At 64.5% G+C, this 23,716-nt stretch carries 20 protein-coding genes and 1 pseudogene; 11 read left to right on the top strand and 10 right to left on the bottom strand.

Annotated features, from left to right (window positions below; genetic code table 11):
* The first annotated feature begins 174 nt into the window (after positions 1-174).
* Complete coding sequence (locus HV701_RS09595; protein ID WP_419761642.1) at positions 175-762, top strand: ferritin-like domain-containing protein; 588 nt, start codon at positions 175-177, stop codon at positions 760-762.
* Positions 763-789: 27 nt separating this feature from the next.
* Here HV701_RS09595 and HV701_RS09590 read toward each other — a convergent pair whose 3' ends face one another.
* Positions 790-1,176: a winged helix-turn-helix transcriptional regulator gene (locus tag HV701_RS09590; protein WP_175132840.1), complete on the bottom strand. Its 387-nt coding sequence runs from the start codon at positions 1,174-1,176 to the stop codon at positions 790-792.
* A 95-nt stretch (positions 1,177-1,271) separates the two neighbouring features.
* Here HV701_RS09590 and HV701_RS09585 point away from each other — a divergent pair, with 95 nt between their 5' ends.
* Entirely contained in the window at positions 1,272-1,589 is a 318-nt protein-coding gene (locus HV701_RS09585) for a DMT family transporter (RefSeq protein WP_175132839.1), read from the top strand.
* Between the two features lie 38 nt (positions 1,590-1,627).
* On the opposite strand, the gene rimO is transcribed toward HV701_RS09585, so the two are convergent.
* From rimO to HV701_RS09550, 7 genes are all read right to left on the bottom strand, one after another.
* Positions 1,628-2,956, bottom strand: a complete 1,329-nt coding sequence (gene rimO / locus HV701_RS09580) for a 30S ribosomal protein S12 methylthiotransferase RimO (protein ID WP_175132838.1) — start codon at positions 2,954-2,956, stop codon at positions 1,628-1,630.
* Positions 2,957-3,082: 126 nt separating this feature from the next.
* Positions 3,083-3,322, bottom strand: coding sequence for a hypothetical protein (locus HV701_RS09575; RefSeq protein WP_175132837.1), 240 nt, complete (start codon positions 3,320-3,322; stop codon positions 3,083-3,085).
* Positions 3,323-3,466: 144 nt separating this feature from the next.
* Positions 3,467-4,198 (bottom strand): hypothetical protein, encoded by a 732-nt coding sequence (locus HV701_RS09570; RefSeq protein WP_175132836.1) that lies wholly within the window; start codon positions 4,196-4,198, stop codon positions 3,467-3,469.
* Positions 4,199-4,383: 185 nt separating this feature from the next.
* Entirely contained in the window at positions 4,384-5,466 is a 1,083-nt protein-coding gene (locus HV701_RS09565; RefSeq protein ID WP_217467955.1) for a DNA methyltransferase, read from the bottom strand.
* Between the two features lie 173 nt (positions 5,467-5,639).
* Positions 5,640-7,589 (bottom strand): ATP-dependent nuclease, encoded by a 1,950-nt coding sequence (locus HV701_RS09560; protein ID WP_175132834.1) that lies wholly within the window; start codon positions 7,587-7,589, stop codon positions 5,640-5,642.
* A gap of 187 nt (positions 7,590-7,776) precedes the next feature.
* Positions 7,777-9,009, bottom strand: coding sequence for a hypothetical protein (locus tag HV701_RS09555; protein WP_175132833.1), 1,233 nt, complete (start codon positions 9,007-9,009; stop codon positions 7,777-7,779).
* 906 nt (positions 9,010-9,915) lie between these two features.
* Complete coding sequence (locus HV701_RS09550) at positions 9,916-10,548, bottom strand: LysE family translocator (RefSeq protein ID WP_175132832.1); 633 nt, start codon at positions 10,546-10,548, stop codon at positions 9,916-9,918.
* A gap of 129 nt (positions 10,549-10,677) precedes the next feature.
* Between HV701_RS09550 and rsmB the strand changes: the two genes are divergently transcribed.
* From rsmB to HV701_RS09515, 7 genes and pseudogenes are all read left to right on the top strand, one after another.
* Positions 10,678-12,015: a 16S rRNA (cytosine(967)-C(5))-methyltransferase RsmB gene (rsmB, locus tag HV701_RS09545; protein WP_175132831.1), complete on the top strand. Its 1,338-nt coding sequence runs from the start codon at positions 10,678-10,680 to the stop codon at positions 12,013-12,015.
* Between the two features lie 39 nt (positions 12,016-12,054).
* On the top strand, positions 12,055-12,645 hold the full coding sequence (locus tag HV701_RS09540; protein WP_175132830.1) for a DUF4390 domain-containing protein: 591 nt from the start codon (positions 12,055-12,057) through the stop codon (positions 12,643-12,645).
* On the top strand, positions 12,642-14,963 hold the full coding sequence (locus HV701_RS09535) for a sensor histidine kinase (protein WP_175132829.1): 2,322 nt from the start codon (positions 12,642-12,644) through the stop codon (positions 14,961-14,963). The genes HV701_RS09540 and HV701_RS09535 overlap by 4 nt, the downstream gene beginning before the upstream one ends.
* Before the next feature lie 11 nt (positions 14,964-14,974).
* Positions 14,975-15,664, top strand: coding sequence for a response regulator (locus HV701_RS09530; protein ID WP_175132828.1), 690 nt, complete (start codon positions 14,975-14,977; stop codon positions 15,662-15,664).
* Positions 15,661-17,038 (top strand): annotated as a pseudogene (gene trkA / locus HV701_RS09525) (Trk system potassium transporter TrkA). Before HV701_RS09530 ends, trkA begins: the two are co-directional and overlap by 4 nt.
* A gap of 52 nt (positions 17,039-17,090) precedes the next feature.
* The gene (locus tag HV701_RS09520; protein WP_175132827.1) at positions 17,091-18,560 is read left to right on the top strand and encodes a TrkH family potassium uptake protein; all 1,470 of its coding nucleotides are present in this window, start codon (positions 17,091-17,093) and stop codon (positions 18,558-18,560) included.
* 387 nt (positions 18,561-18,947) lie between these two features.
* The gene (locus HV701_RS09515) at positions 18,948-20,192 is read left to right on the top strand and encodes a YbdK family carboxylate-amine ligase (protein WP_175132826.1); all 1,245 of its coding nucleotides are present in this window, start codon (positions 18,948-18,950) and stop codon (positions 20,190-20,192) included.
* Positions 20,193-20,258: 66 nt separating this feature from the next.
* Here HV701_RS09515 and HV701_RS09510 read toward each other — a convergent pair whose 3' ends face one another.
* Complete coding sequence (locus tag HV701_RS09510) at positions 20,259-21,191, bottom strand: methyltransferase domain-containing protein (RefSeq protein WP_175132825.1); 933 nt, start codon at positions 21,189-21,191, stop codon at positions 20,259-20,261.
* 251 nt (positions 21,192-21,442) lie between these two features.
* On the opposite strand from HV701_RS09510, the gene HV701_RS09505 reads away from it, so the two are divergent.
* Both HV701_RS09505 and HV701_RS09500 read left to right on the top strand, forming a co-directional pair.
* Entirely contained in the window at positions 21,443-22,003 is a 561-nt protein-coding gene (locus HV701_RS09505) for a ComF family protein (protein WP_419761599.1), read from the top strand.
* A 109-nt stretch (positions 22,004-22,112) separates the two neighbouring features.
* A complete protein-coding gene (locus HV701_RS09500) occupies positions 22,113-22,583 on the top strand; it encodes a tRNA (cytidine(34)-2'-O)-methyltransferase (protein WP_175132824.1) in 471 nt (156 codons plus the stop codon).
* A 73-nt stretch (positions 22,584-22,656) separates the two neighbouring features.
* Here the strand turns inward: HV701_RS09500 and HV701_RS09495 are convergent, their stop codons facing one another.
* A complete protein-coding gene (locus HV701_RS09495; RefSeq protein WP_175132823.1) occupies positions 22,657-23,652 on the bottom strand; it encodes a Bug family tripartite tricarboxylate transporter substrate binding protein in 996 nt (331 codons plus the stop codon).
* Positions 23,653-23,716: the final 64 nt, after the last annotated feature.

Genomic DNA, 23,716 nt, shown 5'->3' with positions numbered 1-23,716 from the left:
TACAGATTGCGTCACGGGCCTTTCGGGAAGCCGATAGTTTACGAGAAGCGCCGCGCGGGGTTTGGCGTTTCGCCTGAAAGCCCGATCCGGGGCTGTGGGCAATGTTTGGACACAGCATCTTTTCGCATGGCCGGTAGACTGGGTTGTTCGGAACGACTGGAAGTCCAGCGTCGTATTGCCAACCCACAAGGAGCTAACGATATGGAAAACACGACCCGTAACCGCGAACAGGCGAGCCGCCCCTTCGACATGGATGTGAAGGCGATCCGCGCCAAGGCGCGCCAGGACATCGAATCCGGTGCCGTCACCGATACCTATCGCGCCGACCGTCAGACCGTGCTCAAGCTGCTGAACGAGGCGTTGGCCACCGAGATCGTCTGTGTGCTGCGCTACAAGCGCCACTTCTTCATGGCCCGCGGCCTGAACGCCGAGCCGGTGGCGGCGGAATTCGCCGAGCACGCCACCCAGGAGCAGGACCACGCCGACAAGCTGGCCGAGCGCATCGTGCAACTCGGCGGCGAACCCAACCTGTCGCCCAAGGGCCTGCTGGACCGCAGCCACTCCGAGTACATCGAAGGCGCCACGCTCGAAGAGATGATCAAGGAAAACCTGATCGCCGAGCGCATCGCCATCGACAGCTACCGGCAGATGATCGACTACATCGGCGAACAGGATTCCACCACGCGCCGCCTGCTCGAGGAGATCCTGGCGGTCGAGGAAGAGCACGCCGACGATATGTCGGATTTCCTGGCCAAGCATTGAGGCCCTGACAACCCCGGCCGGCCGCGCTCAGGTCCGGCGCGCGGCGGCCGCATCATGGCGGCGCGCCGCCGCATCCAGTTGCCCGTGGTGCCGTTCCGCCCAGCGATCCAGGGCCTCCAGCGCCACATTCAGCGATCTCCCCAATTCCGTCAGGTGATAGCGCACGTGCGGCGGCACCGTGCGCAGGTCCTCGCGCCGCACCAGCCCGTGGCGCTCCAGGTCGCGCAGCGTCTGCGTCATCATTTTCTGCGAGATGCCGTCGAGCCTGCGCAGCAGTTCGTTGTTGCGCAGCGGCCCCTGGGCCAACGCCGGCAGCACCAGCGGCACCCATTTGCCGGAGATCACTTCGAGCGCGCGGCGCGACGGGCAGGCGGCGTCGAAGACGTCGGCCGGGGAAGCGGAAGAGACAGCCATGGTGAGCCTTTCATAGTTACCAAAAGGTGCGTACTTGTGCCTTGGTAACTATAGGCCCTAAGCTGGCCGCATTCCAATATCGAAGGGAGGCCACGATGGCCTGGTGGATCCTGCTGGCCGCGAGCGCGGTGGAAATCGTGATGGCGCTGGCGTTGAAGTACGCCGACGGCTGGACGCGGTTCTGGCCCAGCATCATCGGCATCGCCGCGGCCCTGGGCAGCATCTTCCTGCTGACGCTGGCGATGCGGCACCTGCCCGCCGGCACCGCCTACGCGGTGTGGACCGGCATCGGTTCGGTGGGCATCGCGGTGCTGGGGATCGTGCTGTTCGGCGATTCGCCGTCGGTCGCGCGGCTGGCGTGCATCGCGCTGATCGTGGGCGGCGTGGCCGGTTTGAAATTGCTGGAAGCGTGAGGGCAGCCGGCGGCGGGCGCCGCCGGCCTGCATGACGCTCAGACCGTTTCGGCCCAGAGGTCGTATTCGTCGGCGTCGGTGACGCGGGCGCGCACCAGGTCGCCGGCCTTGAGCGGGCGCTCCGAGCTGACGTAGACGCAGCCGTCGATTTCCGGCGCATCGCCGCTGCTGCGGCCGACGGCGCCGTCTTCATCCACTTCGTCGATCAGCACGTCGATGTCGCGGCCGACTTTCCGCGCCAGGCGGGCGGTCGAAATCGACTGCTGCATTTCCATGAAGCGTTCCCAGCGTTCCTGCTTGACCTCGTCCGGCACCGGGTTGTCGAGCAGGTTGGCGGGCGCGCCTTCCACCGGCGAATACTGGAAGCAGCCGACGCGGTCGAGCTGGGCTTCCTGCATCCAGTCCAGCAGGTACTGGAAGTCTTCCTCGGTCTCGCCGGGGAAGCCGACGATGAAGGTCGAGCGGATGGTCAGGTCGGGGCAGATCTCGCGCCATTTCTTGATGCGCGCCAGCGTCTTGTCCTCGAACGCCGGGCGCTTCATGGCCTTGAGGATGCGCGGGCTGGCATGCTGGAACGGGATGTCCAGGTAGGGCAGGATCTTGCCCTCGGCCATCAGCGGAATCACTTCGTCCACGTGCGGGTACGGGTAGACGTAGTGCAGGCGCGTCCAGACGCCCATTTCGGACAAGGCCGTACAGAGCTCGGTCATGCGGGTGCGCACCGGGCGGCCGTTCCAGAAGCCGCTGCGGTACTTGACGTCCACGCCGTAGGCGCTGGTGTCCTGCGAGATCACCAGCAGTTCCTTGACGCCGGCCTTGACCAGGCGTTCGGCCTCGCTCAGCACGTCGCCCACCGGGCGGCTGACCAGGTCGCCGCGCATCGATGGGATGATGCAGAAGCTGCAGCGATGATTGCAGCCTTCCGAGATCTTCAGGTAGGCGTAGTGGCGCGGGGTCAGCTTGATGCCCTGCGGCGGCACCAGGTCCAGGTAGGGGTTGTGGTCCTTCTTGGGCGGGGCGGCATTGTGCACGGCGCGCACCACTTCCTCGTACTGCTGCGGGCCGGTCACGGCCAGCACGCTGGGGTGCACGTTGCGGATCACCGATTCCTCGACGCCCATGCAGCCGGTGACGATGACCTTGCCATTCTCGGCCAGCGCCTCGCCGATGGCTTCCAGCGACTCGGCCTTGGCGCTGTCGATGAAACCACAGGTGTTCACCACCACGACGTCGGCGTCGTTGTACTCGGGCGTGACTTGATACCCTTCGGTGCGCAGTTGGGTCAGGATGCGTTCGGAGTCGACCAGGGCTTTGGGACAGCCAAGACTGATAAATCCCACTTTCGGTGGTTTAACTTTGTATGTCATTGAAATAACTGAATTTTATCCGAGGGGTTTGGCGCCGGGCTTCGATGGGGCAACCTCCGCCCTACGCCACACATAGACTGCAAAATTCGATCGGTTCTCCACGAGCGGCCCTCGCGCTTGCCTGCCTCACTTCATGGATACAACGATGCCGATCACAGCCAAGATAGTGCCGGTGATCCACTGCCAGTGCTTCAGCCAAAAGGCACCGAGCAGCTTAACTGCCTTTGCAAGCGGCGGCTGCTCGTAATGCCCTGGGCTAACGAAGACCACATGACTGTCTGGATCATTCGGAGGTGGAGGCACGTAGTTGCCTAGGTACCACTCTCGAACGCGTTGGCTAATGCCCTTCTTTAAGTGCTTGTTCATGTTGAAAATGACCAGCGAAAAGGAGTGCCGTTAGTAATCGGGCTGAGCCCGGGGGCTCGAGCTACATACGCTAATGTGCGCTCCTATAGTCAGGGAGCCGATCAATATCCCGTCCGAAAATTTGGTATTCGGTGCAACCCGAAGCTAGAGCTTAGAAAGAAGGTCTCGTAATCCGTCCTGAATCCGATCGAACGCTTCCAACCCATTTGCTGTCAGGCCGGCTGCCTCAGCATCCGTTCGCATCGTGGCCAACTTGCGTTCTATAGCGTTGGCCTCGGCGCCCTCGGAAAAAATTCTCAAAAAGTTCTGCCAATGAATGGCCGGAATTCCGGAAATTTGTTGTTGCATCAGCTCTGCGATAAAGGCAGTCATTAGGCCTCCGCGGGCAACCCGACCAAAGTTCTTTCCCTTGTCTTTTACCGCCTCGTCGTTGAACTTTTGACCTTTCGCAGGGTAAGGAGCCAGTTCGGTAGCCAGCGCAACCTCGGCATCTGGTCCGGTTTGACCTCGGACCACTTGCCAATAATGATTCCGATGTTCCGCTGCGTACCGCGCCTCCTCGATAAAAGGTCGAAGCAACTTCGGAGCGCCCGAAATCACCTCATCAAGCCCCCATGGATAAACGACCAAAAGGTCCTGCGGCATGCAAACCATCGGCGATGCCTTGTATCGAAACGAGGGCTCTCCTTCCTTGGACAGAATGAACCAGCCCTTGAGTTCAATGCCCATCAAGACGCGTTCATCTTCTGGCACACCCGGTGCGCTCGACTGAAGTCGAACGTCGGGAAAGACCTGCGCTTGGCGAACAAACGAATAAACGTCGTATTCGTTCCCCGGGTCCCAAAGTTCCCTGAGGTCGTTGAGATTCTCGACCACGGACGACTCAATCGCCGCGCCTAATGGCGTGTTCAGCGTGAATAGATCGGTCGCACTGATTCCCGCTATGCGGAGCGATGTCCTAAAACGGGCCGGAAGGGCATGAAGGGCGTCAACCACCCTGTCATATAGGTCCCTATGTTTCCACGACGGATCGGGACCTCGGGTACGCTGGGGAGAAATTGTCACGCGGCCACCTGCAACTTTGGTTGCAGGAGCTCGCCCTCGATGCGAAGACGTGCAGCTTCGAAAAACTCCTCGTTGAACTCGGCGGCGTGTGCCCGCCGACCCAACCGTAAAGCCGCTACCGATGCCGACATCAATCCTCCAAACGGCTCCCACACCACATCGTTAGGATCACTAGAGGCGATTATTTGACGCTCCATTAGAGCGATCGGTTTTTGGTTCGCATGAAGATAGCCAGTTCCATGCGGCTTCTTCACACGTTCTGCGCCGTGCACTGGTGGGTCATGCCAAACGTTTGTAAGCGCGTGCACATGCGTCCATTTTGCACGCATCTTATCCCACGCTTCGGCCGTCGGCGGATGTATCCCGTCGATTGAAAAATAGGGCCTTGTGGTCTTGGAACCGTAACGAGTGCACCAATTGGCCATGGCCACCACGGCCTCCCCTGGCGGGAAGTACCAGAGATGGCACTGTGTGAGGTACTTACGCGTCGCGGCGTTCTTCACACCGCAGGCCTCGTTGCTTTGCGATAGTGGAAGCCCTGAGCGCTGCCACTCATAGCGGAGCCATTCCTTGAAAGGAAGTTGATGCCCCGTCAGGGTCGGCAAGGTCGCTTTTCGCGTATATCGGACCGCGACCTCAGTGACCACCGGTAAGCCTCGGATCGTGCGGGAATTCACGTTTCCGGCAATGTGGGCGATCCCCTTGTCCCAGATTACGGTTTCTTCGTATTGCCAACCGTTGAGCTCTAGGGCGGGATGCGCCTTTGCCCATCCTATTTCGCTATTCCAAAACCACAACGTCGTGAATGGCTGCGCGCACTTAGCCCAAGCAGCGGCATGAGGCGCGTACCATTCGGCCAGCCCGTCGGGCGTCACAGGCTCACCGGGAAATTTTCCCAGTCCATACGGGCCGTCTGCGATGATGACCGTCGGCGCCAGCCACTCGTCGTATGCCTCAAGCGCATCGCCATGAAACAGCGATACGGAGCCAAGCCGAAGTGTCCGGTCATCCGGCCGTGCGATACGGATCTTGGTATTTCTTGCCATAAAGCCCTCTGAATCTATAGCGAATTTTCGCATATCCCCGGGGAAAGGCCCACTGGAGCGGGCCACTCTGAGTCTGACCCGGGGCGGCTGAAAGGCGCAACACGCGACGGGCGCGACACTGCGCTATCGGCGTTCGATAGTTCGGCAGACAAGATCAACTTCACTAGTTTCGACAGGAGGGTGAGCTGTTGGTCCCGTTCATGCTTTCAAGCCCCCCTGAACCTCACATCGTCCGATAGTCCGTTCTGCGCAGCCCAGTGCTGAACGATGCTACCGAGCCAAGACAAATAGCCATCAGTCCCGAGCTCGCTTTCAATGAATGGCTCATGCTGCGTCGAAGACTGAAGCTCTTCTATCAACTTCTGCACCTGTTGAGCGATGGCGTCGTCTTTTGAGACGACGAGGTACGTGTTCAGAGGCTTATCCTTGACTTCCTCTTCCCCACCTAAGAAGCGCTCGAAATCAGGAATGCTGATCCTATGTCGAGCGGCCAGGCCTGCTCCCCGCGCGTTGACGATCGCATTGCGAATTTTCTCGTTTTCAGTCCACATCCCATTCTTATGGCCGTTCTTTTTAAACGGGGAATCAGAGTCGTGGACTACCCCAAAATCAATTTTGAAGTGCGTCAGCACTTTGATGAGAGGTACCAAAATCGCCTTGCCACGCGCCCGGATGATCGTAACGCGGTCTATCAGGTCATGCTGGCGTTCAAGAATGGACGACATGAACGCAGCATGCTCTGTGTCCCCTTCGACCAGAATCGGGTACGAGCCAAAAAACACTTCGGAAAAGCTCGGATCAATGTGCTGCAGTGCTTGGAGGCGATCTTTGTCGTCGCCATCAAACTGGATGCAATCAGAACGATAAGTCTTTGGGGCCACGGGAGGTGCGTCGCCGTCTGCTGCCCGCTCAAGTCGCACGATGGTTGTGTGATCCTCAAAGGGATTGACGAAATGAGGCGAATGGGTAGTCATGATTACTTGCCAATCTGGACTTTCTGCCAGTTGGTACAAGTGACGCTGCGCCGCACGCGCCGCCATTGGGTGCAGCGCGTTTTCCGGTTCGTCAATCAATAGCAGATAGCCAGGAAAAGCGGGGTCTTCCGGACTGTCCGGAATGGCTGCCCCTTCGTCATGCGCCTCAAGCTGAGCGTTGAGCGACGCAATAGTGTCTGCTAGAGCCTGCTTTTCTGCTTCCTTGGCTTTCGGGACCTTCTTCTGGGCGTCAGATAGGTCCTTTTCCAGTCGTTTACGATATTCCTGTCGAACTTCCCTATCGCGTGATAGCTCGTTGTGAACTTGTAGCATGGACCAAAAAAGCGCTCGCCGCGCGCCTGTTCCCTGCTGAACAAGCGCCGTTTCGGCGGCTCCATCCCGGACAGTCAGGCTCGAGCCGCCTTTAATCAGTTCGCCGAGCTTTGGGACCAGCGGAGCGGCACTTACTGTGAGCTTTACGTCCAGCCGGGGGAAAACGCCCTTGAAGCCAGCTGCAACACGGCTGGCAATTACATTGAAGTGATCTTCGTGAACACCGCTAAGAATGTTCAAGTGTTCGGATATGCCTGCAATCGCTTTGCAGAGATCGGACTGAGGATCAATGCGCTCTTTCTCTAATCCCGCTAGCAATGGCCCCAGCGCCAAAGTGAGCAGCATGTCCTCAGTTTTTGCCGCGTCATCAAGTGATCCAATGCGCAGCGGGCGGGGTAACCTAGAGTTGAAAACTGGATCGGCACCCGCGGCTTTGCCGTCGTCTGCCCACGCTCCCGCGCCATCAGTCCCTCCCGTTGGATCCCAGGTAGTCCGCACCTTCAGGAAACTTGGGGCAGCCCACTGCCACCGGCTCTTGACGATCAGGTGACCGTCCTTCGACATTTTCCACTTGGCATCCACGTTGCCGATCCCGTCAGGGATGTGCACCTCAAGGAGCACTTCAGACGGTTGATCCTTCGGGGCGTACTGACAGCGATCTTTGGCAATATCGAAGCTGGCGGAGCCCTTGGCTAACTCATATGCACGAAGGATGGTGGATTTGCCCGCATTATTTTTTCCAACCAAGCAGACCACGTTGTCGAGCTCGATCTCAACCCCTTCGTTGCCAATACAACCAATATTCCGCACCATGATGCGGACTAGCTTAGATCGGTTGAAGCCGGCCATGCTGTCTCCAATGGATACCGCAATTAAACTGATTTTCCGAAGCGCACATTATCGACTATCGGGCAGTCTCGCGCGAGGCGTCTGCACACGGTTTGTTAAAAATCATGCAGGTTGCCAAAGCGGATTCCGAGTTTGGGTCAGATTTACGTGGGACCACTTGCATTCTTCTCCATCTGCGCTCGATAGCTCATGCACGGTCTTCTGCACTGCGCCGCGCTCTCGGCTTAACGTGATCGAAGCCGCACGCTAACCCCTCATACGTGATGTCCGCGAGGTAAGGGGGGGTCGCAACGTTGACGCGTACGGCCAATGCGTAATAGGTCGACACGATCCAGAGAATTGTCTCCTTGAAGTCCCGATGACGTTCATAGACGGTCCGCGCCGAAATCTCAAATCCGCGAGCGCGCATCCCATCTGAAATCGTTTGAGTGAGGCTGCCTTCATTGAACGCATCAGCATAGATCAAGGGCTTTGTTTCCTGTGCTCGGTACATAACCTCCACACACCCGCCGCAAAGCAGCCCCACCCAACTTGCCAACGGACCGCGAAACACCCGAAACCTCGTCGAATATTTGTTCATGCTGCTGAAGAATCGTTGGACCTTCCTCGGGTCTTCGAGATCATCCAGGCTTATGAAGGGAAAGCTTCCTTTGAGATCGGGCAGGCAATTGACCGACATGGCCTTGAACTCTTGCTCAAGTAGCAGTTTGATTGTGGTAGGCGTGAGACCTTTTATTTTGTCGACTAGCCCCGAGCTTTCGTATGGGCTTAGTCGCATCAAGCGATAGATGTTATCGCGTTGCATGTCCAACACGCAGAGGAGCGCAAGGCGCTGCAGAAACTCGGTGCGATAGCGGGCCTCTAGCGCAATCCCCGGATGTTTGGCGCTACGCAGCACGCCCATCTTCGCCAGCCAGGTAAAGCAGTCTATGGGCGACATGAGAAATTCGAAGGAGAACATGCGCTCCACCAAGCGATAGCGCACCATAACTGGCGCGCTCTCGTATCCTTTCAAGAGCGTGTTGGCGATTTCGATAACCACTTCCTTGTCGCAATCGTAAAGAACGTGCAGCGCGGCAAGTACTGCGCCTTCGAAAAAATCCAAATTGAACTGTCGCACTCTTTCGTGCACTTCGTCCGTGAATGGACGAGGAATTTCCGAAAGGTGTGGGAACGCCTGTTCAACAAGCTGCAGGTCCTCGGACAGTGCTGCTTCCATCATGCATAGGACGCCGTGCCTGACCACCTGTCGCTGGACGCCGTGTATGCGTCGGTTCGTCAATTCGCGATCAAGGTCTTCGCGAAGATCCATTAGCCAGCAGAGTTCTTCCGTGAACAAGCAGAACACCAGCGCCTGATTGAAGAACAGCTTGTCGATGAGGTCTAGCCCAGCGACCTGGGCTGAGGAAACGCGGGCCATATTTATTCCAGAAAAGCGGGCGCCCGAAAGGCAGCCCGGTTCGATTTCGCCAGCCGTGTTCAAGCCTGAGGCGTGACCGCGGCGACCCCACCCGAAACGCCCGCACCAAGGGCGGCGCCAGCCACAGCCACCGCCGCGGAGCCTGCCGCCACGCCGCCACCTCCCGCAGCCAAGGCTCCGCCACCCAACGCCGCCAGCGACGCTTTGGTAAGCGCTGCGCCAGACAGCGTAGCGATGCTTGTGCCCGTGCTTGCCGCGCCCAACAGGCCCGTCGTGCCCACCGCCGCAGCGATAGGGCCGGCGAAGACCAAGGCGGCCCCGCCGCTGGCCACGGTCACAGCGCCGATAGCGATGGATTTAACGGGATTTTGCATCACAGCATCCGCCGCCCCAGCGACCGCGGTACCGATACCTTCGAACGTCGTTTCTACAAAATCGCCAACTAGATCTAAAAAGGACACGATTTCTCCCTGGTTTCGAGCAGACAAGCCATTCTTGTCCGAACTCTCGACAGGAATGATAGGGATGGGAATCCTTCCCGGCTATTTGCGAAACGCGCGTACCGTTTTCCACACTAAACAAAGGGTGCCGCTTCTAGCGTCGGAAGGATGCTCCTGGCGCGTTGCCCATAGGATCGTGACGAACCCGGACCACTGCGCTCCATATCCATGAGTATATTTTCGCTAGCCTACGGTCAGCCCAGGCTGACAAAGCCGACTTTGGGGGAAGAAATGGAATACCTCGGTGGGCGCGAGCCGGCGCCAATGATCAAATACTGCGCAATTTTAGCGCGGCAGGGCGGGGGGCCGTTATTTTAGCGGGTCGCCGGGGCAAACCGCCGGACGTTGTGTGTCCCCAATACTTCCCGTGCCGTCCGGCGTGCCGTCCGGCGCGCAGGCCGTGCGCTCAGGGGCCGCTGCGGCGGTACAGCGCCAGGGTGCCGGCCAGTCCGATCATGACCGAACCGCAGGCCCGGTTCAGCCAGCGCAGGCCCGAGCCGCGAAAGGCTCGCACCAGTTGCGCCCCCAGGGTGGCGTAGGCCAGCATGGTGGCGATGTTCATCAGCGCCAGCACGGCGGCCGCGGTGGCGTATTGCGGCAGCAGGGGCGCCTGGGTGTTGATGAACTGGGGCAGGAAGGCGGACATGAACAGCAGCAATTTCGGGTTGGTCAGCGCCACCACGAAGCTGCGCAGGCACAGTTTGAGGCCCTTCGGCCGGGCGGCGCCGGGGTCGGCGGCCGGTAGCACCAGCGCGGCGTTCGAGCGCAGCATCTTCCAGCCCAGGTAGGCCAGATAGGCGGCGCCCGCCCACTTGATGACATGGAAGGCCACCTCGGAAGCGGCCAGCACCACGCCCAGGCCGGAGGCCACCGCGCCCACCAGGATGAAGTCGGCCAGCACCGCGCCGCCCATGCCCCAGCAGGCGGCGCGCACGCCATGGCGCGAGCCATTGCTCATGGCGAGCAGCACGGTGGGGCCGGGCGTCACGATGGCGACGGCCGAGGCCAGGATGAACAACAGCAGCGTAGTGGTGGACATGGCGGGCTCCGTGGCAAGCGGCCAGTGTGACGCGCCCGGTCCGGTTCGTCCAGCGTCGGACGCGGGTGGCGCCAGGGCCGGCGGGCCGCGCCGGGCTACCATAGCGGTCTTATCCTCTTATTTGCTGCCATGTCCACGCGTTCCGACCCCCCTCATCTGGCCCCGCCGCTGTCCGCCATCCTGCTTTCCAGCGCGCAGGTGGTGCAGGACGTCCTGGACGGCCGCTCGCTGACCGAGGCGCTGGCCGACGTCGACGGCGGGCTGCGTCCCGCCACGCAGGCCGTATCGTTTCACGCCATGCGCTACCTGGGTTGGGCCGATGCCGTCGGGCGCGAGCTGGTGCAGCGTTATCCGAATGTGCTGTTCGAATCGCTGCTGCTGGTGTCGCTGACTCTGCTCAAGGCCGAGGGCGAGGCCGCCGCGGCGTTGCCGGGCATGCCGGTATACGCCCCGCACACAGTGGTGGACCAGGCCGTCACGGCGACGGCCAAGCACCGCAGCCTGGCGGCGTTCAAGGGGCTGCTCAATGCCTGCCTGCGCCGCTTCCTGCGCGAGCGGACGGCCCTTGACGCCGCGGTGGCCGACAGCCCCGAGGCCGAATGGAACCACCCCGGCTGGTGGGTCAAGCTCTTGCGCGTGGCCTATCCGCAGCAATGGCAGGACGTCCTGCGGGCGGCCAATTTGCCGGCGCCGCTGACGCTGCGCGTCAATCGCCGCCGCGCCAGCCGCGAGCAGGTGCTGGCGGCGTTCCAGGACGCCGGCCTGGCGGCCGAAGCGGTGGGCGCGGCCGGCCTGGTGCTGGCCACGCCGCGTCCGGTGACCCAGTTGCCGGGCTTTGCCGAGGGCTGGTGGTCGGTGCAGGACGCCGGCGCCCAGTTGGCCGCCGAGCTGCTGGCGCCCCAGGACGGCATGCGGGTGCTGGACGCCTGCGCCGCGCCCGGCGGCAAGACCGCCCACCTGCTGGAATTGGCCGACATCGACCTGCTGGCGCTGGATGCCGACGCCGACCGCCTGGCCCGCGTCGGCCAGAACCTGGACCGGCTCGGCCTGGCCGGCGAGCGGGTGCGCCTGCGCGCCGCCGACGCCGCCGACCTGGACGCCTGGTGGGACGGCCAACCGTTCGACGCGGTGCTGGCGGACGTGCCGTGCACCGCCTCGGGCATCGTGCGGCGCCACCCCGACATCCGCTGGCTGCGCCGCGAGAACGACCTGCGCCGCACCGCGACGGTGCAGGCCCGCATCCTGGATGCGCTCTGGCGCACCGTGGCGCCGGGCGGCCGCCTGCTGTATGTCACCTGCTCGGTATTCCCGATCGAAGGCACGCGCCAGGCGCTTGAGTTCCTGCAGCGCCATCCCGACGCCACGCGGCTGGAAGCGCCGGGCCAACTGCTGCCAGTTGCGGTCGATGCAACACCCGCGGCACAGCACGACGGCTTTTTCTACGCCTTGTTTGCCAAGCAGTCCTGAATCGCCAAGAATAGGGGCAAGACAGGGTTTCGGTGTCGTATGTCCATCATTTCACGCTTATTTCTGGGGTTATTGTTCGCATCCGCCGCGCTGTCTTTGGCGCCGGCCGGTCAGGCACACGGGGCCGAACCGAAGGTGGTGCGTGTCGAACCCGTCGTGCGTGGCGAAAAGCTTGAAATCGACGCCGACATCGAATTCGAACTGAATCAGCAATTGCGCGATGCCGCCCAACGCGGCGTGCCGCTGTATTTCACCGCCGACCTGACCATCACGCGCGAACGCTGGTGGTGGTTCGACAAGTCGCTGGTGGACACTTCCCGCACCTGGCGGGTGATCTACAACGCGCTGACCCGCCAGTGGCGCGCCGGCGTCGGCGAGTTGACGTTCCCGGTGGCGTCACTGGACGACGCCATGAGCGTCATCCGCCATGTCCGCAACTGGCAGGTGGCGGATGCCGATGATTTCGACGAGGGCGTGGTGTATGGCGGCCAGTTCCGGCTGCGGCTGGATACGTCGTTGCTGCCGCGCCCATTCCAGGTCAACGCCCTGAACAGCAGCTCGTGGATCCAGGGCACTCCCTGGACCGATTTCTCGTTCACGCTGGGTGACAAGGAGAAAGACCCCTCATGAGGCTGTTGCTTCGGCTGGCCTTGATGGTTGGCGCCGTGAGCGGCCTGGCGTTGCTGGGCTTGCTGGCGTGGTCCACCGGCAATGCCTCGCGCTTTGCGCGCTACTACGACATATTGCTGATTCTCAACGGCATCTTCGCCCTGGCGCTGTTCGTCTGGGTGGTGGCGCTGACGGTGCGGCTGGCGCGGCAGATCCGCCGCCGGCAATTCGGCGCCCGGCTCACCGCCAGGTTTTCGCTGGCGTTCGCCCTGATCGGCGTGGTGCCTGGCGCCTTGATCTACATCGTCTCGGTGCAGTTCATGTCGCGCTCGATCGAATCCTGGTTCAACGTGCGGGTCGACAGCGCGCTGGAGGCCGGCCTGAACCTGGGCCGGGCCGCGCTCGATTCGCAACTGGCCGACCTGGACGCGCGGGCGCGCTCGATGGCCGCGGAGCTGAACCGCAACTCCGATACCGGCGTAACGCTGGCGCTGACCCGCCTGCGCGAGGCCAACGGCGTGCAGGAAGCCATGGTCTTCACCGGCAGCGGCCGCATGGTGGCGTTTTCCACCAGCCAGTACGGCCAGTTGCTGCCGGCCATGCCGCCGTCCACCGTAATGAACCAGCTGCGGCTGTCGCGCGGCTACTCGGCGGCCGAGGCCGACGATCCGGTCAAGCCCGGGATGGACGGCGGGCTGCATCTGCGCGTGGTGATTCCGCTGACCGGCCCGGACCGCTATGACAACCTGCTGGGCGCGGCTTCCGAGCCGCGCTGGCTGCAACTGCTGCAGCCGGTGCCGGAGCAGATCGCGCACAACGCCAATCTGGTGCAGCAGGGCTTTCGCGACTACCAGGAGCTGGCGCTGTCGCGGCTGGGCCTGCGCAAGCTCTATGGCATCACGCTGACGCTGGCGCTGCTGCTGGCCGCGTTCGGCGCCATCGCCGTGGCGTTGTCGTTGTCCAAGCGGCTGGTGCGGCCGCTGCTCAGCCTGGCCGGCGGCACCCAGGCCGTGGGCGTGGGCGACTACCGGCCGCTGCCCGAGCCGCCGGAGCGCGACGAAGTCGGCCAGCTGACCCGCTCCTTCAATGCCATGACGCGCCAGCTCGACGAGGCCCGCCGCATGGTCGAGAGCAACCGCCAGCAACTCGAACGCTCCAACGTCTATCTGGAGAGCGTGCTGTCGAACCTGTCCTCCGGGGTGCTGGTGTTTGACGAGGCGTTCCGCGTCACCACCGTCAACCAGGGCGCGCAGACCATCCTGCAGGCCGACCTGCGCTCGGTGATCGGGCGGCCGCTGGAGACCGTGGACGGCATGCTCGAATTCGCCAACATCGTGCGGCAGGCGTTTTCCACCCACGCGGCGGTGGGCTCCGAGCGCCAGCACTGGCAGCAGCAGTTCGAGATCGCGCCCAAGCAGGGCGACACGCCCAACGGACCGCAGGCGCTCACGCTGCTGGCGCGCGGCACCCACCTGCGGGTGGACGGCCGCGGCAACGGCTACCTGGTGGTGTTCGACGACATCACCGAAGTCATTTCGGCCAACCGCACGGTAGCCTGGGGCGAGGTGGCGCGCCGCCTGGCCCATGAAATCAAGAACCCGCTGACGCCGATCCAGCTGTCCGCCGAGCGCCTGGCGATGAAGCTGGAAGGCAAGCTGCCGCCGGCCGAGGCGCAGATCGTCGAGCGTTCCACCAACACCATCGTCAACCAGGTGGCCTCGCTCAAGCAGATGGTGGACGATTTCCGCGAATACGCCCGCACGCCGCCCGCGGTGATGCAGCGCATCGACTTCAACGCGCTGGTGGCCGACGTGCTGTCGCTGTATGGGTGGGAGCCGGATGGCGGCACCTCGGTGCGATCGGCGCCCGGCCAGGCGCTGAACCTGGACGTCAATCTGGGCGCGGGGCTGCCGGCCATCGAAGGCGACCCGACCCAGTTGCGGCAGGTGATCCACAACCTGTTGTCCAATGCCCGCGATGCGATCGCCGAGCAGGGCGGCAAGGGCGGGGTCAGCGTCACGACCCAGCTGATGCGCAGCGAGCAGCCCGACCGCGCCGACCAGCAGGCCCTGCGTTTCACGGTTGCCGATACGGGCCCGGGCTTCCCGCCGCAGGTCATGCAGCGCGCCTTCGAGCCCTACGTCACCACCAAGTCCCACGGGACTGGGTTAGGATTGGCAATCGTGCGCAAGATAGTGGAAGAGCACGGCGGTCGGATCGACCTTGCCAATCGCAAGGAAGGAGGCGCGCGGATTTCCATCTTGTTGACCCGGCTTGCGCCCGGGGCCGATACTATGGGCGCGACCGCGCAAGAAAAGGATAATGCGGCTACGCAATAGGTGGATGCTTTATGGCCAGAATTCTGGTGGTTGACGACGAAGTCGGTATTCGCGAGCTTTTGTCGGAAATCCTTTACGACGAAGGACACACGGTCGAATTGGCCGAAAACGCGGCGCAGGCGCGCGCCGCGCGCCTTCGCATGCGTCCCGATCTGGTGCTGCTGGACATCTGGATGCCGGACACGGATGGCGTCAGCCTGCTCAAGGAATGGGGCTCGCAGGGGCTGCTGGACATGCCCGTCATCATGATGAGCGGCCACGCCACCATCGACACGGCGGTCGAGGCCACCCGCATCGGCGCCATGGATTTCCTCGAAAAGCCGATCACGCTGCAACGCCTGCTCAAGACCGTGGCCGCCGGCCTGGCCCGCGGCCGGGTGCCGCATCCGGTGCCCGTGGCGGCGCCGGCGACGGCCAGCGCCGCCGTGGCGCTCGAAGACGAGCTCGACCCGCCGACGCTGTCGGCCGCGCCCGTCAACGAGATCCCCGTCACCGCCAATGGCCAGTTGGGCAGCATCTCGCTGGACCAGCCGCTGCGTGAGGCGCGTGACGAGTTCGAGCGCATCTATTTCGAATATCACCTGGTCCGCGAAAGCCATAGCATGACCCGGGTATCCGAACGCACCGGCCTCGAGCGCACCCATCTCTATCGCAAGCTCAAGCAATTGGGCATCGAGTCCGCGCGCAAGCGAGGCGCATGAAGATCCTGATCATCGGCGCTGGTCGTGTCGGCACCAGCGTGGCTGAAAACCTGGTGTCCGAGCAGAACGACATCACGGTGATCGATTCCGATCCCTCCCAGCTCCAATACCTGCAAGAACACTTCGACCTGCGCGTCGTCCATGGCGACGGTTCGCAGGTGTCGGTGCTGGAAGGCGCCGGCGCGGCCGACACCGACCTGCTGATCGCCTGCGCCGCGTCCGACGCCGCCAACATGGTGGCCTGCAAGATCGCCCGCCAGCTGTTCAACATCCCGCGCCGCATCGCGCGCATCCGCTCGGGCGAGTTCTCCGAATACCCGGAACTGATGAGCGAAGAAGGCTTCTGCATCGACGCCATCATCAGTCCCGAGCGCAGCGTCACCACCTACCTGCAGAGCCTGATCGAATTCCCAGAGGCGCTGCAGGTGGTCGAATTCGCCGAGGGCAGGGTCAGCGTGGTGACCGTGCGGGTGGGGCATGGCAGCCCCATGGCGCACCATCCCGTCGACAAGCTGCGCGAGGTCTGGCCTGACGTCACCGCCCGCGTGATCGACGTGCTGCGTGGCGGCCGGCCGCTGCGGGCCGGGGCCGGCACCGTGCTCGCGCCGGGCGACGAGGCGGTGCTGGTGGTGGACACGCGCCACGCGCGCCGCGCCGTGCGGCAGTTGCGCGAAGCCGAAAAGGCCGTGCGCCGCGTGATGATCGCCGGCGGCGGCAACATCGGCCTGCGGCTGGCGCGCGCTGGCCGAGGAAAACTACAGCGTGCGCATCATCGAGCGCGACCTCAAGCGCTGCGAGTACCTGGCCACGCAATTGCCCGACAGCGTGCTGGTGCTGCACGGCAGCGGCACCGACGAGGCCCTGCTGGAACGCGAGAACATCGAAGACATGGACACCTGGCTGGCCCTGACCAGCGACGACGAGGACAACATCATGTCGTCGCTGCTGGCCAAGCGGCTGGGCGCGCGCAAGGTGATCGCGCTGATCAATCGCCAGGCCTATGGCGAACTGATGCAGGGCAGCCATATCGACATCGCGGTGTCGCCGTCGCAGGCCACCATGAGCGAACTGCTGCGCCACGTGCGGCGCGGCGACGTGGCGGCGGTGCACCGGCTGCGCCAGGGCGTGGCCGAGGCCCTGGAGGCCATCGCCCATGGCGATCGCTCCACTTCCAAGGTGGTGGGCCGCAAGGTGGGCGAGATCAGCCTGCCCAAGGGCGCCAGCATCGGCGCGCTGGTGCGCGAGGACGAGATCATCCTGCCGGATGCCGATACCGTGATCGAGACCGACGACCACGTCATCGTCTTCGTGCCCTCGCGCAAGCAGATGCCGCGCGTGGAAAAACTGTTCCAAGTGTCGGCGTCGTTCTTCTGATGAGCCCGCGCTTCCCGCATCCCGACGGACCGGCGGCGGCCGGGGAGGCCGCATGAGGCGCGTCCTGGCGACCCTGCACATCCTGGGCCTGACCATGGTGATGTTCGCCCTCACCATGCTGATCCCGCTGGGGGTGGCCTATGTCGGGGCCGACGCCGCGCGCGGCGCGTTCCTGCACGGCTTCCTGCTGTCCATCGGCATAGGCGTTGCCCTGGCGGCGCTGACCCGGCGTGCCCGCAGCGAATTGCGCGCGCGCGACGGTTTCGTGCTGGTGTCGGCGGTGTGGGCCGGCCTGCCCCTGCTGGCGGCGATTCCCCTGCTGATCTACTTCCACCGCGCCGGCCTGCCGCTGTCGTTCACCGCGGCCTACTTCGAAGCGATGTCGGGGCTGACGACCACGGGCGCCACCGTGCTGGCCAACCTGGACGCGCTGCCCCCCTCGATCAACCTGTGGCGCGCCACCCTGGTGTGGGTCGGCGGCATGGGCATCCTGGTGCTGGCAGTGGCCATTCTGCCGCTGCTGGGCGTGGGCGGCCACCAGGTGGTGCGGGCCGAGACGCCCGGCCCCATGAAGGACGAACGCCTGACGCCGCGCATCGCCAGTACCGCCAAGGCGCTCTACGCGGTGTATTTCGCCTTTTCGATCCTGTGCTTCCTGGCGTACCGCGCGGTCGGCCTGTCGTGGTTCGAGGCATGGTGCCACATGGCCACCACCATGGGCCTGGGCGGCTTTTCGACCTGGGACGACGGCTTCGCGCACTTCGATTCGGTGGCGGTCGAAATGGTGGCCATGGTGTTCATGCTGATCGCCGGCATCAACTTCGCGACCCATTTCAATGCGCTGCGCCTGCGCAGCGTGCGCGCCTACCTGCAATGCCCGCAGGCCATTCCCTATCTGGTGATCGTGGTGGGTGTGGGGCTGGTGATTTCGGGCTTCCTGTACGTCAAGGGCGTGTACCCGGACCCGCTGCAGGCGTTGCGGTATGGCATGTTCAACACCATCTCCATGGGCACCACCACCGGTTACGCGAACACCGACTTCGCCCAATGGCCCTTGTTCGCGCCGTTGACCATGCTGCTGCTGTCCGGGTTCGCCACGTCGGCCGGCTCCACGGGCGGCGGGATCAAGATGATCCGCGCCATTCTGCTGGTCAAGCAGGCGCGCAACGAGCTGGTAACAATGTTGCATCCGCATGCGGTCAGCCCGGTGCGCATCGGCGGCCGCGCGGTCGAGGCGCGGACCATGTCCTCGGTGCTGGCGTTCATGCTGATCTATGGGCTGTCCATCGCGGTCTTCACCAGCCTGCTGCTGTTGTCGGGGCTGGACCCCATTACTGCTTTTTCCGCCGTGTTCGCCAGCATCAACAACACCGGGCCCGGTTTGGGGCCGGTCGGCCCCATGGGCAACTTCGCGGTGTTGTCGGACTTCCAGATCTGGGTGTGCACCTTTGCCATGCTCATTGGCCGTCTCGAATTGCTGACGGTGCTGGTGCTGTTCACGCCCGCTTTCTGGCGCAAATAGGCGCCACGGCCGGCCCGCCGGCCACCGTGTCGGGGGCCGCGGCGCCCGGCGCGGGCCGCCTTCGGCAGCGGGTCATCCGCCCTGGGGAAAACCCGGATCAGGGTTTTCCCGTCCCTCGTCGCAAGCCTTGTCCAGCCTGTTCTTGCGCCCTTCGCGGGCCGCCAGGCCGCGCCGTTCCTGCGTTGTGAGTGCTCGCTCACCTTGTGCCATCGGGTAAAACGGATTGCGTCGGAATGTTGCGCACAAATGTCACGATTTTCAATCGTTTTGCCACAAACATGCGGCTATTATGCGTTCACAAGCCGCCGTCTAGCGCCCCCCGGGAAGTTGCCGGGCTTCAAGGTCGAACGGCGCACCCCCTCATCAAAATATCCAAAGGAGTCCGAGATGGAACAGATCCCGTTCATTTCGTCGGCCCCCAACACCCTGGGCATCGAACTCGAGCTGCAACTGATCGACCCCCGCAGTTTCGACCTGACCGCAGCCTCTGACGAGCTGCTGGCCCAAATGGCCAACCACCCCATCGCCGACCGCGTCAAACCGGAAATCACGCGGTCCATGATTGAACTGAATTCCTCGGTGCACGAGCACCCGATGGGCCTGCTGGCCGAGATGCGCGAGATGCGCGACGCGCTGGTCGAGGCGGCCGATGCCGTCGGCGTCTCGGTGGCGGGCGGCGGCGCCCACCCGTTCATGCGCTGGCAGGAGCGCTCCATCTCGGATACGCCGCGCTTCCAGTACCTCGCCGAAATGTATGGATACCTGGCGCGTCAATTTACGGTGTTCGGCCAGCACATCCACCTGGGCGTGAGAAGCGGCGACGAATCCATCAAACTGTTGCGCCGGCTGTCGCCCTATGTGCCGCACTTCATCGCGTTGTCGGCCTCCTCGCCGTACTGCGAGGGGGTCGATACCCTGTTCTCGTGCTCGCGCCTGAACGCGGTCAACAGCTTTCCGCTGGCCGGCCACATGCCGGCCGAGGTCAAGGACTGGTACCAGTTCGAGGCGCACCTGGCGCAGTTGCGCGCCTATGGTCTGGCCGAGAGCATCAAGGATCTGTATTGGGATATCCGCCCCAAGCCGGAATTCGGCACGGTCGAGATCCGCGTCTGCGATACCCCCCTGACCGTGGAGCGGGCGTGCCAGATTGCCGCGTTCGCCCAGGCGCTGTCGGTGCTGCTGATGCGCGAGGACGATCCCAGCGACAAGGCCTGGCTGTCCTATCGCAGCAACCACTTCCAGGCCTGCCGTTTCGGCCTGCAGGGCAGCTATGTCACGCCGGATGGCCAGCGCCTGCGCCTGATGGACCACCTGCGCGCGCTGTTCCAGCGCCTGATGCCGGTGGCCGAGGAGCTCGGCACGGGCGACATGATCGCCACGCTGCGCGACGACGCCATGCGCAGCGGCAACGACGCGCGCTGGCTGCGCAACCAGTTCCATCGCCTGCGCGACCTGCCGCTGGTGGTGGAATCGATGGCGCATGCCTGGCGCGGCGAAGCGCCCCAGGTGGCCGCGCCGGCCGAGCCGACCGCGGTGCTGCGGCGGCGTATCCGCGCCACGTCCGAGCCCATGCAGCCCTTGTCGGCGGCGGAACCGGGCGTGACGCCGGCGTTGCCCGAACGCCTGCACTGATCGCGGCCCCGCGCCCCGGCCGGGCGTTCCGCGCAGGCGGGCCGCCGGCCGGGGCGCGGTTGTTGTTCAGGGCGTGCCGCGCTGGCGGCCGCCGATGGCGCTGACCGACAGGCGGGTTTCCCCGGCGCTGCCGCGATGCGTGGCGGCGCGCCAGGCATGGCCATAGGCCACTTCGATGCTCAGGGCGATGACGCCATCGGGACGGCGCTGGGCCTCCAGCGCCGCGCACAGCCGAGCCCGCCAGTCGCGTCCCACCAGGCCGCCACGGCGGCCTGCCGCGGGGTTGCCGCCCAGCGCGCGCACGTCCTGCAGCAGTTTTTCCGGGGTGCGATAGGTCAGGGTGAGGATTTCCTGATCCATGACCGGATCGGCGAAGCCGTTTTCCACCAGCAGGTCGCCGAAGTCGTGCATGTCGACGAAGGCCGGCGTGGCGGTGCGCAGGCCGGCATCGTCGAGCGCCTGGCGCAGCTCGCGCAGCGTGGCCGGCCCCAGACAGGAGAACATCGCCAGGCCGCCGACCTTGAGGATGCGGCGCCATTCGGCCAGCACGGCGTGCGGCTCGCGGTGCCAGTGCAAGGCCAGGTTGGACCACACCAGTTCCAGCGATTCGGGGTCCAGGCCGGTGGCGGCCAGGTCGGCGTTGACGTAGCGGTTGGCCGCGCCGCGCCGCGTCAGCTTGCCGATCCAGGCGCCAAGGCCGGCGGGCGCATGGCGCTTGCGCGCGATGTCGAGCAGGCTTTCGCAGTTGTCCAGGCCGATATAACCGGCTTCGGCATAGCGCTCGCGCAGCAGGGCCAGGTTGTCGCCGGCGCCACAGCCGGCATCCAGCATGGCCTGCGGCTGCAGGCGGATGTACTGCAGCCGGCCAAGCATGCGGCGGGCGACTTCGCCATACAGGAACTGGGCTTGCGCCAGATCGCCGCGCCGGGCGAATTGGCGGGGCACGTCGGCGGCGACGAGCGGAAGCGAGGGGGGGCTGGCGGGTGCGGGCAGGGACATTTCGGTCGCGCCCGGGCCGGTGCCGCGGGCGGAACATGATTTCATGGGGGATGACCCACATTATTGCCGATCCCGGCCGGGGGCGCCGATTGTCCCTACAGGCGATGGGGCGGTGGCTGCTGGCCCGTGTCCCTTGCGATTGCCCGCTATGCGGCGCCCGCGTCGGCGGGGCCAGGTTGTGCGAGGGCTGCGAGGTCGATCTTGCCGCCGCGTCGCAGGCGCCGCGAGAGCCGCGCTGCCCGCGGTGTGCCGTGCGGTTGTCGCCGGACGCCCCGTACTGCGCCAGTTGCCTGGCACGGCCGCCGGCCTTCGCGCGCACTGTCGCCGCCTTCGATTACGAAGCACCCGCCGATACGCTGATCCGTCAGCTCAAGACCCAGTTGCGGCTGAGCGCGGCGCCCGTATTGGCGCGCCTGCTGGCGCATGCGGTGTGGAGCGAGCCGCTGCCGCAGGCCAGGCTGCTGCTGGTGCCGGTGCCGGCCAGTCGCGCCTCGTTGCGCCGGCGGGGCCTGAATCCGGCGGCCGAGATCGCCCGCAGCCTGGCGGCGCTCCTGGATTGGCCGCTGCTGCGCGGGGCCTTGCGGCGGCGGCGCGAAACGCCCCGGCAGACCACCCTGGGACGCCGGGCGCGGCAACAGGGCGCGCAAGGGGTATTCCATTGCCGCGCGGATCTGTCGGGCCGCCATGTCGGCCTGGTCGATGATGTCATGACCACGGCCAGTACGGCGGATGCCGCGGCGCGCGCCCTGCTGGCAGCGGGCGCGGCGAGCGTGACGGTGCTGGTGGCGGCGCGCACGCCGCCTGCCGCGTGAGCCATGGCGCCGGCTCCCCGTGCGCCGGACCGGCCGGCCAAATCGGCGACAATCGCTGCTGCGCGGCCGTTCCCGGCCGCCCGCCCTTCAACGTCTTGCAGCCCGCGCCATGTTCCACGTCATCCTCGTCTGCCCCGAGATTCCGCCCAACACGGGCAATGCGATCCGCCTTTGCGCCAACACCGGCGCGCAATTGCATCTGGTGCGCCCGCTGGGGTTCGAACTGGACGATGCGCGCATGCGGCGGGCGGGGCTGGACTACCACGAGTGGCAGCCGGTGCGGGTGCACGATTCCCTGCCGCAGGCGCTGGCGGATACGGGCGCGGCGCCATCGCATATCTATGCACTGACGACGCACGCGCAGCGCAGCGTGGGAGATGTGCGCTTCGAGGCGGGGGATGTGTTCGTGTTCGGACGCGAGAGCGCCGGGCTTTCGGACGAGCATCATGCGATGTTCGCGCCCCAACAGCGGCTGCGGCTGCCAATGCGCGCGGGGCAGCGCAGCTTGAATTTGTCCAATGCCGTGGCGGTCACGGTCTTCGAGGCCTGGCGCCAGCTTGGGTATGAAGGCGGCGTCTAAGCCCCGGGCGCTGCCAGCTTGACGGACCGCGCGGCGCGGGGCCGGCCGAGGCCCGCCCGCGCCGCTTGCGGCATCAGTCGAGTGACAGGTTGAGCTTCTGGATGACCTGGTCCCAGCGTGCTTTTTCGTCCTGGATGCGGACGGTCAGGGCTTCGGGGGTGGAGGGCGCGGGGGTGAAGTACTGCAGCGCCATCTGCTTGCGCACCGCGTCGCTGGTGATGATGCGGGTCAGCTCGCTGTTCAGGCGCTCGATGATGGGCATCGGTGTCTCGGCGGGAGCCAGGATGGCGTTCCAGGAGATGGCTTCGAAGCCCGGATAACCCTGCGAGGCCATGGTGGGGATGCCGGGCAGGGTGTCGCTCGGTTGCAGGCTGGTCACGGCCAGCACCTTGACCTTGCCGTCGCGCGTCTGGGGCATGGCGATGGCCGGGACCATGAAGCCGGCCTGGATGTCGCCGCCAATGATGGCGCTGATGACCTGCGGGAAGCCGGCATAGGGGATGTGCGCCATGTCGATGCCGGCGCGTTCCTTGAACATTTCCATGGCCAGGTGGGCCGAGCTGCCCGGGCCGACCGAGCCGTAGTTCAGCGAGCTGCCGTGTTCCTTCACCATGCGGACGAAGTCCTGCACCGAGTTCACGTTCTTCAGGTTGCCGGGTACGGTCAGCACGTTGGGGCTGGTGCCCACCAGCGTGACCGGCGCCAGGTCTTGCAGCGGGTCGTAGCCCAGCGTCTTCTTGTAGAGCGTGGGGGCGGTGACCAGCGGGCCGTTGATCGTGTAGAGCAGGGTGTAGCCATCGGGCTTGGCCTGGGCCACGATGCGGGTGCCGATATTGCCGCCGGCGCCCGGCTTGTTGTCGACGACGATGGGCTGGCCCAGCGCCTGCGACAGCGGTTCCGAGATGGTGCGCGCCAGGATGTCGGGCGAGGAGCCGGGCGGGAACGGCACCACCAGGTGAATGGGCCGGTCGGGCCAGTCGGCGTGGGCGGCGGCGGGCAGGATGGCGGCCAGGCTCAGGCACAGGCCGCGCAGCAGGCGGCCGACCCGGAACTTGCGGGTATGCGTCATGAAGGATGTCTCCTGGATGTCGGGCGTGGTGTTGTTATGGGGAGGGAAAGAAGTGGATTCGCTG

The sequence above is a fragment of the Achromobacter pulmonis genome, from assembly GCF_902859765.1.
GTDB lineage: Bacteria > Pseudomonadota > Gammaproteobacteria > Burkholderiales > Burkholderiaceae_B > Achromobacter > Achromobacter pulmonis.
This window is presented reverse-complemented; position numbering and strand designations above follow the sequence as displayed.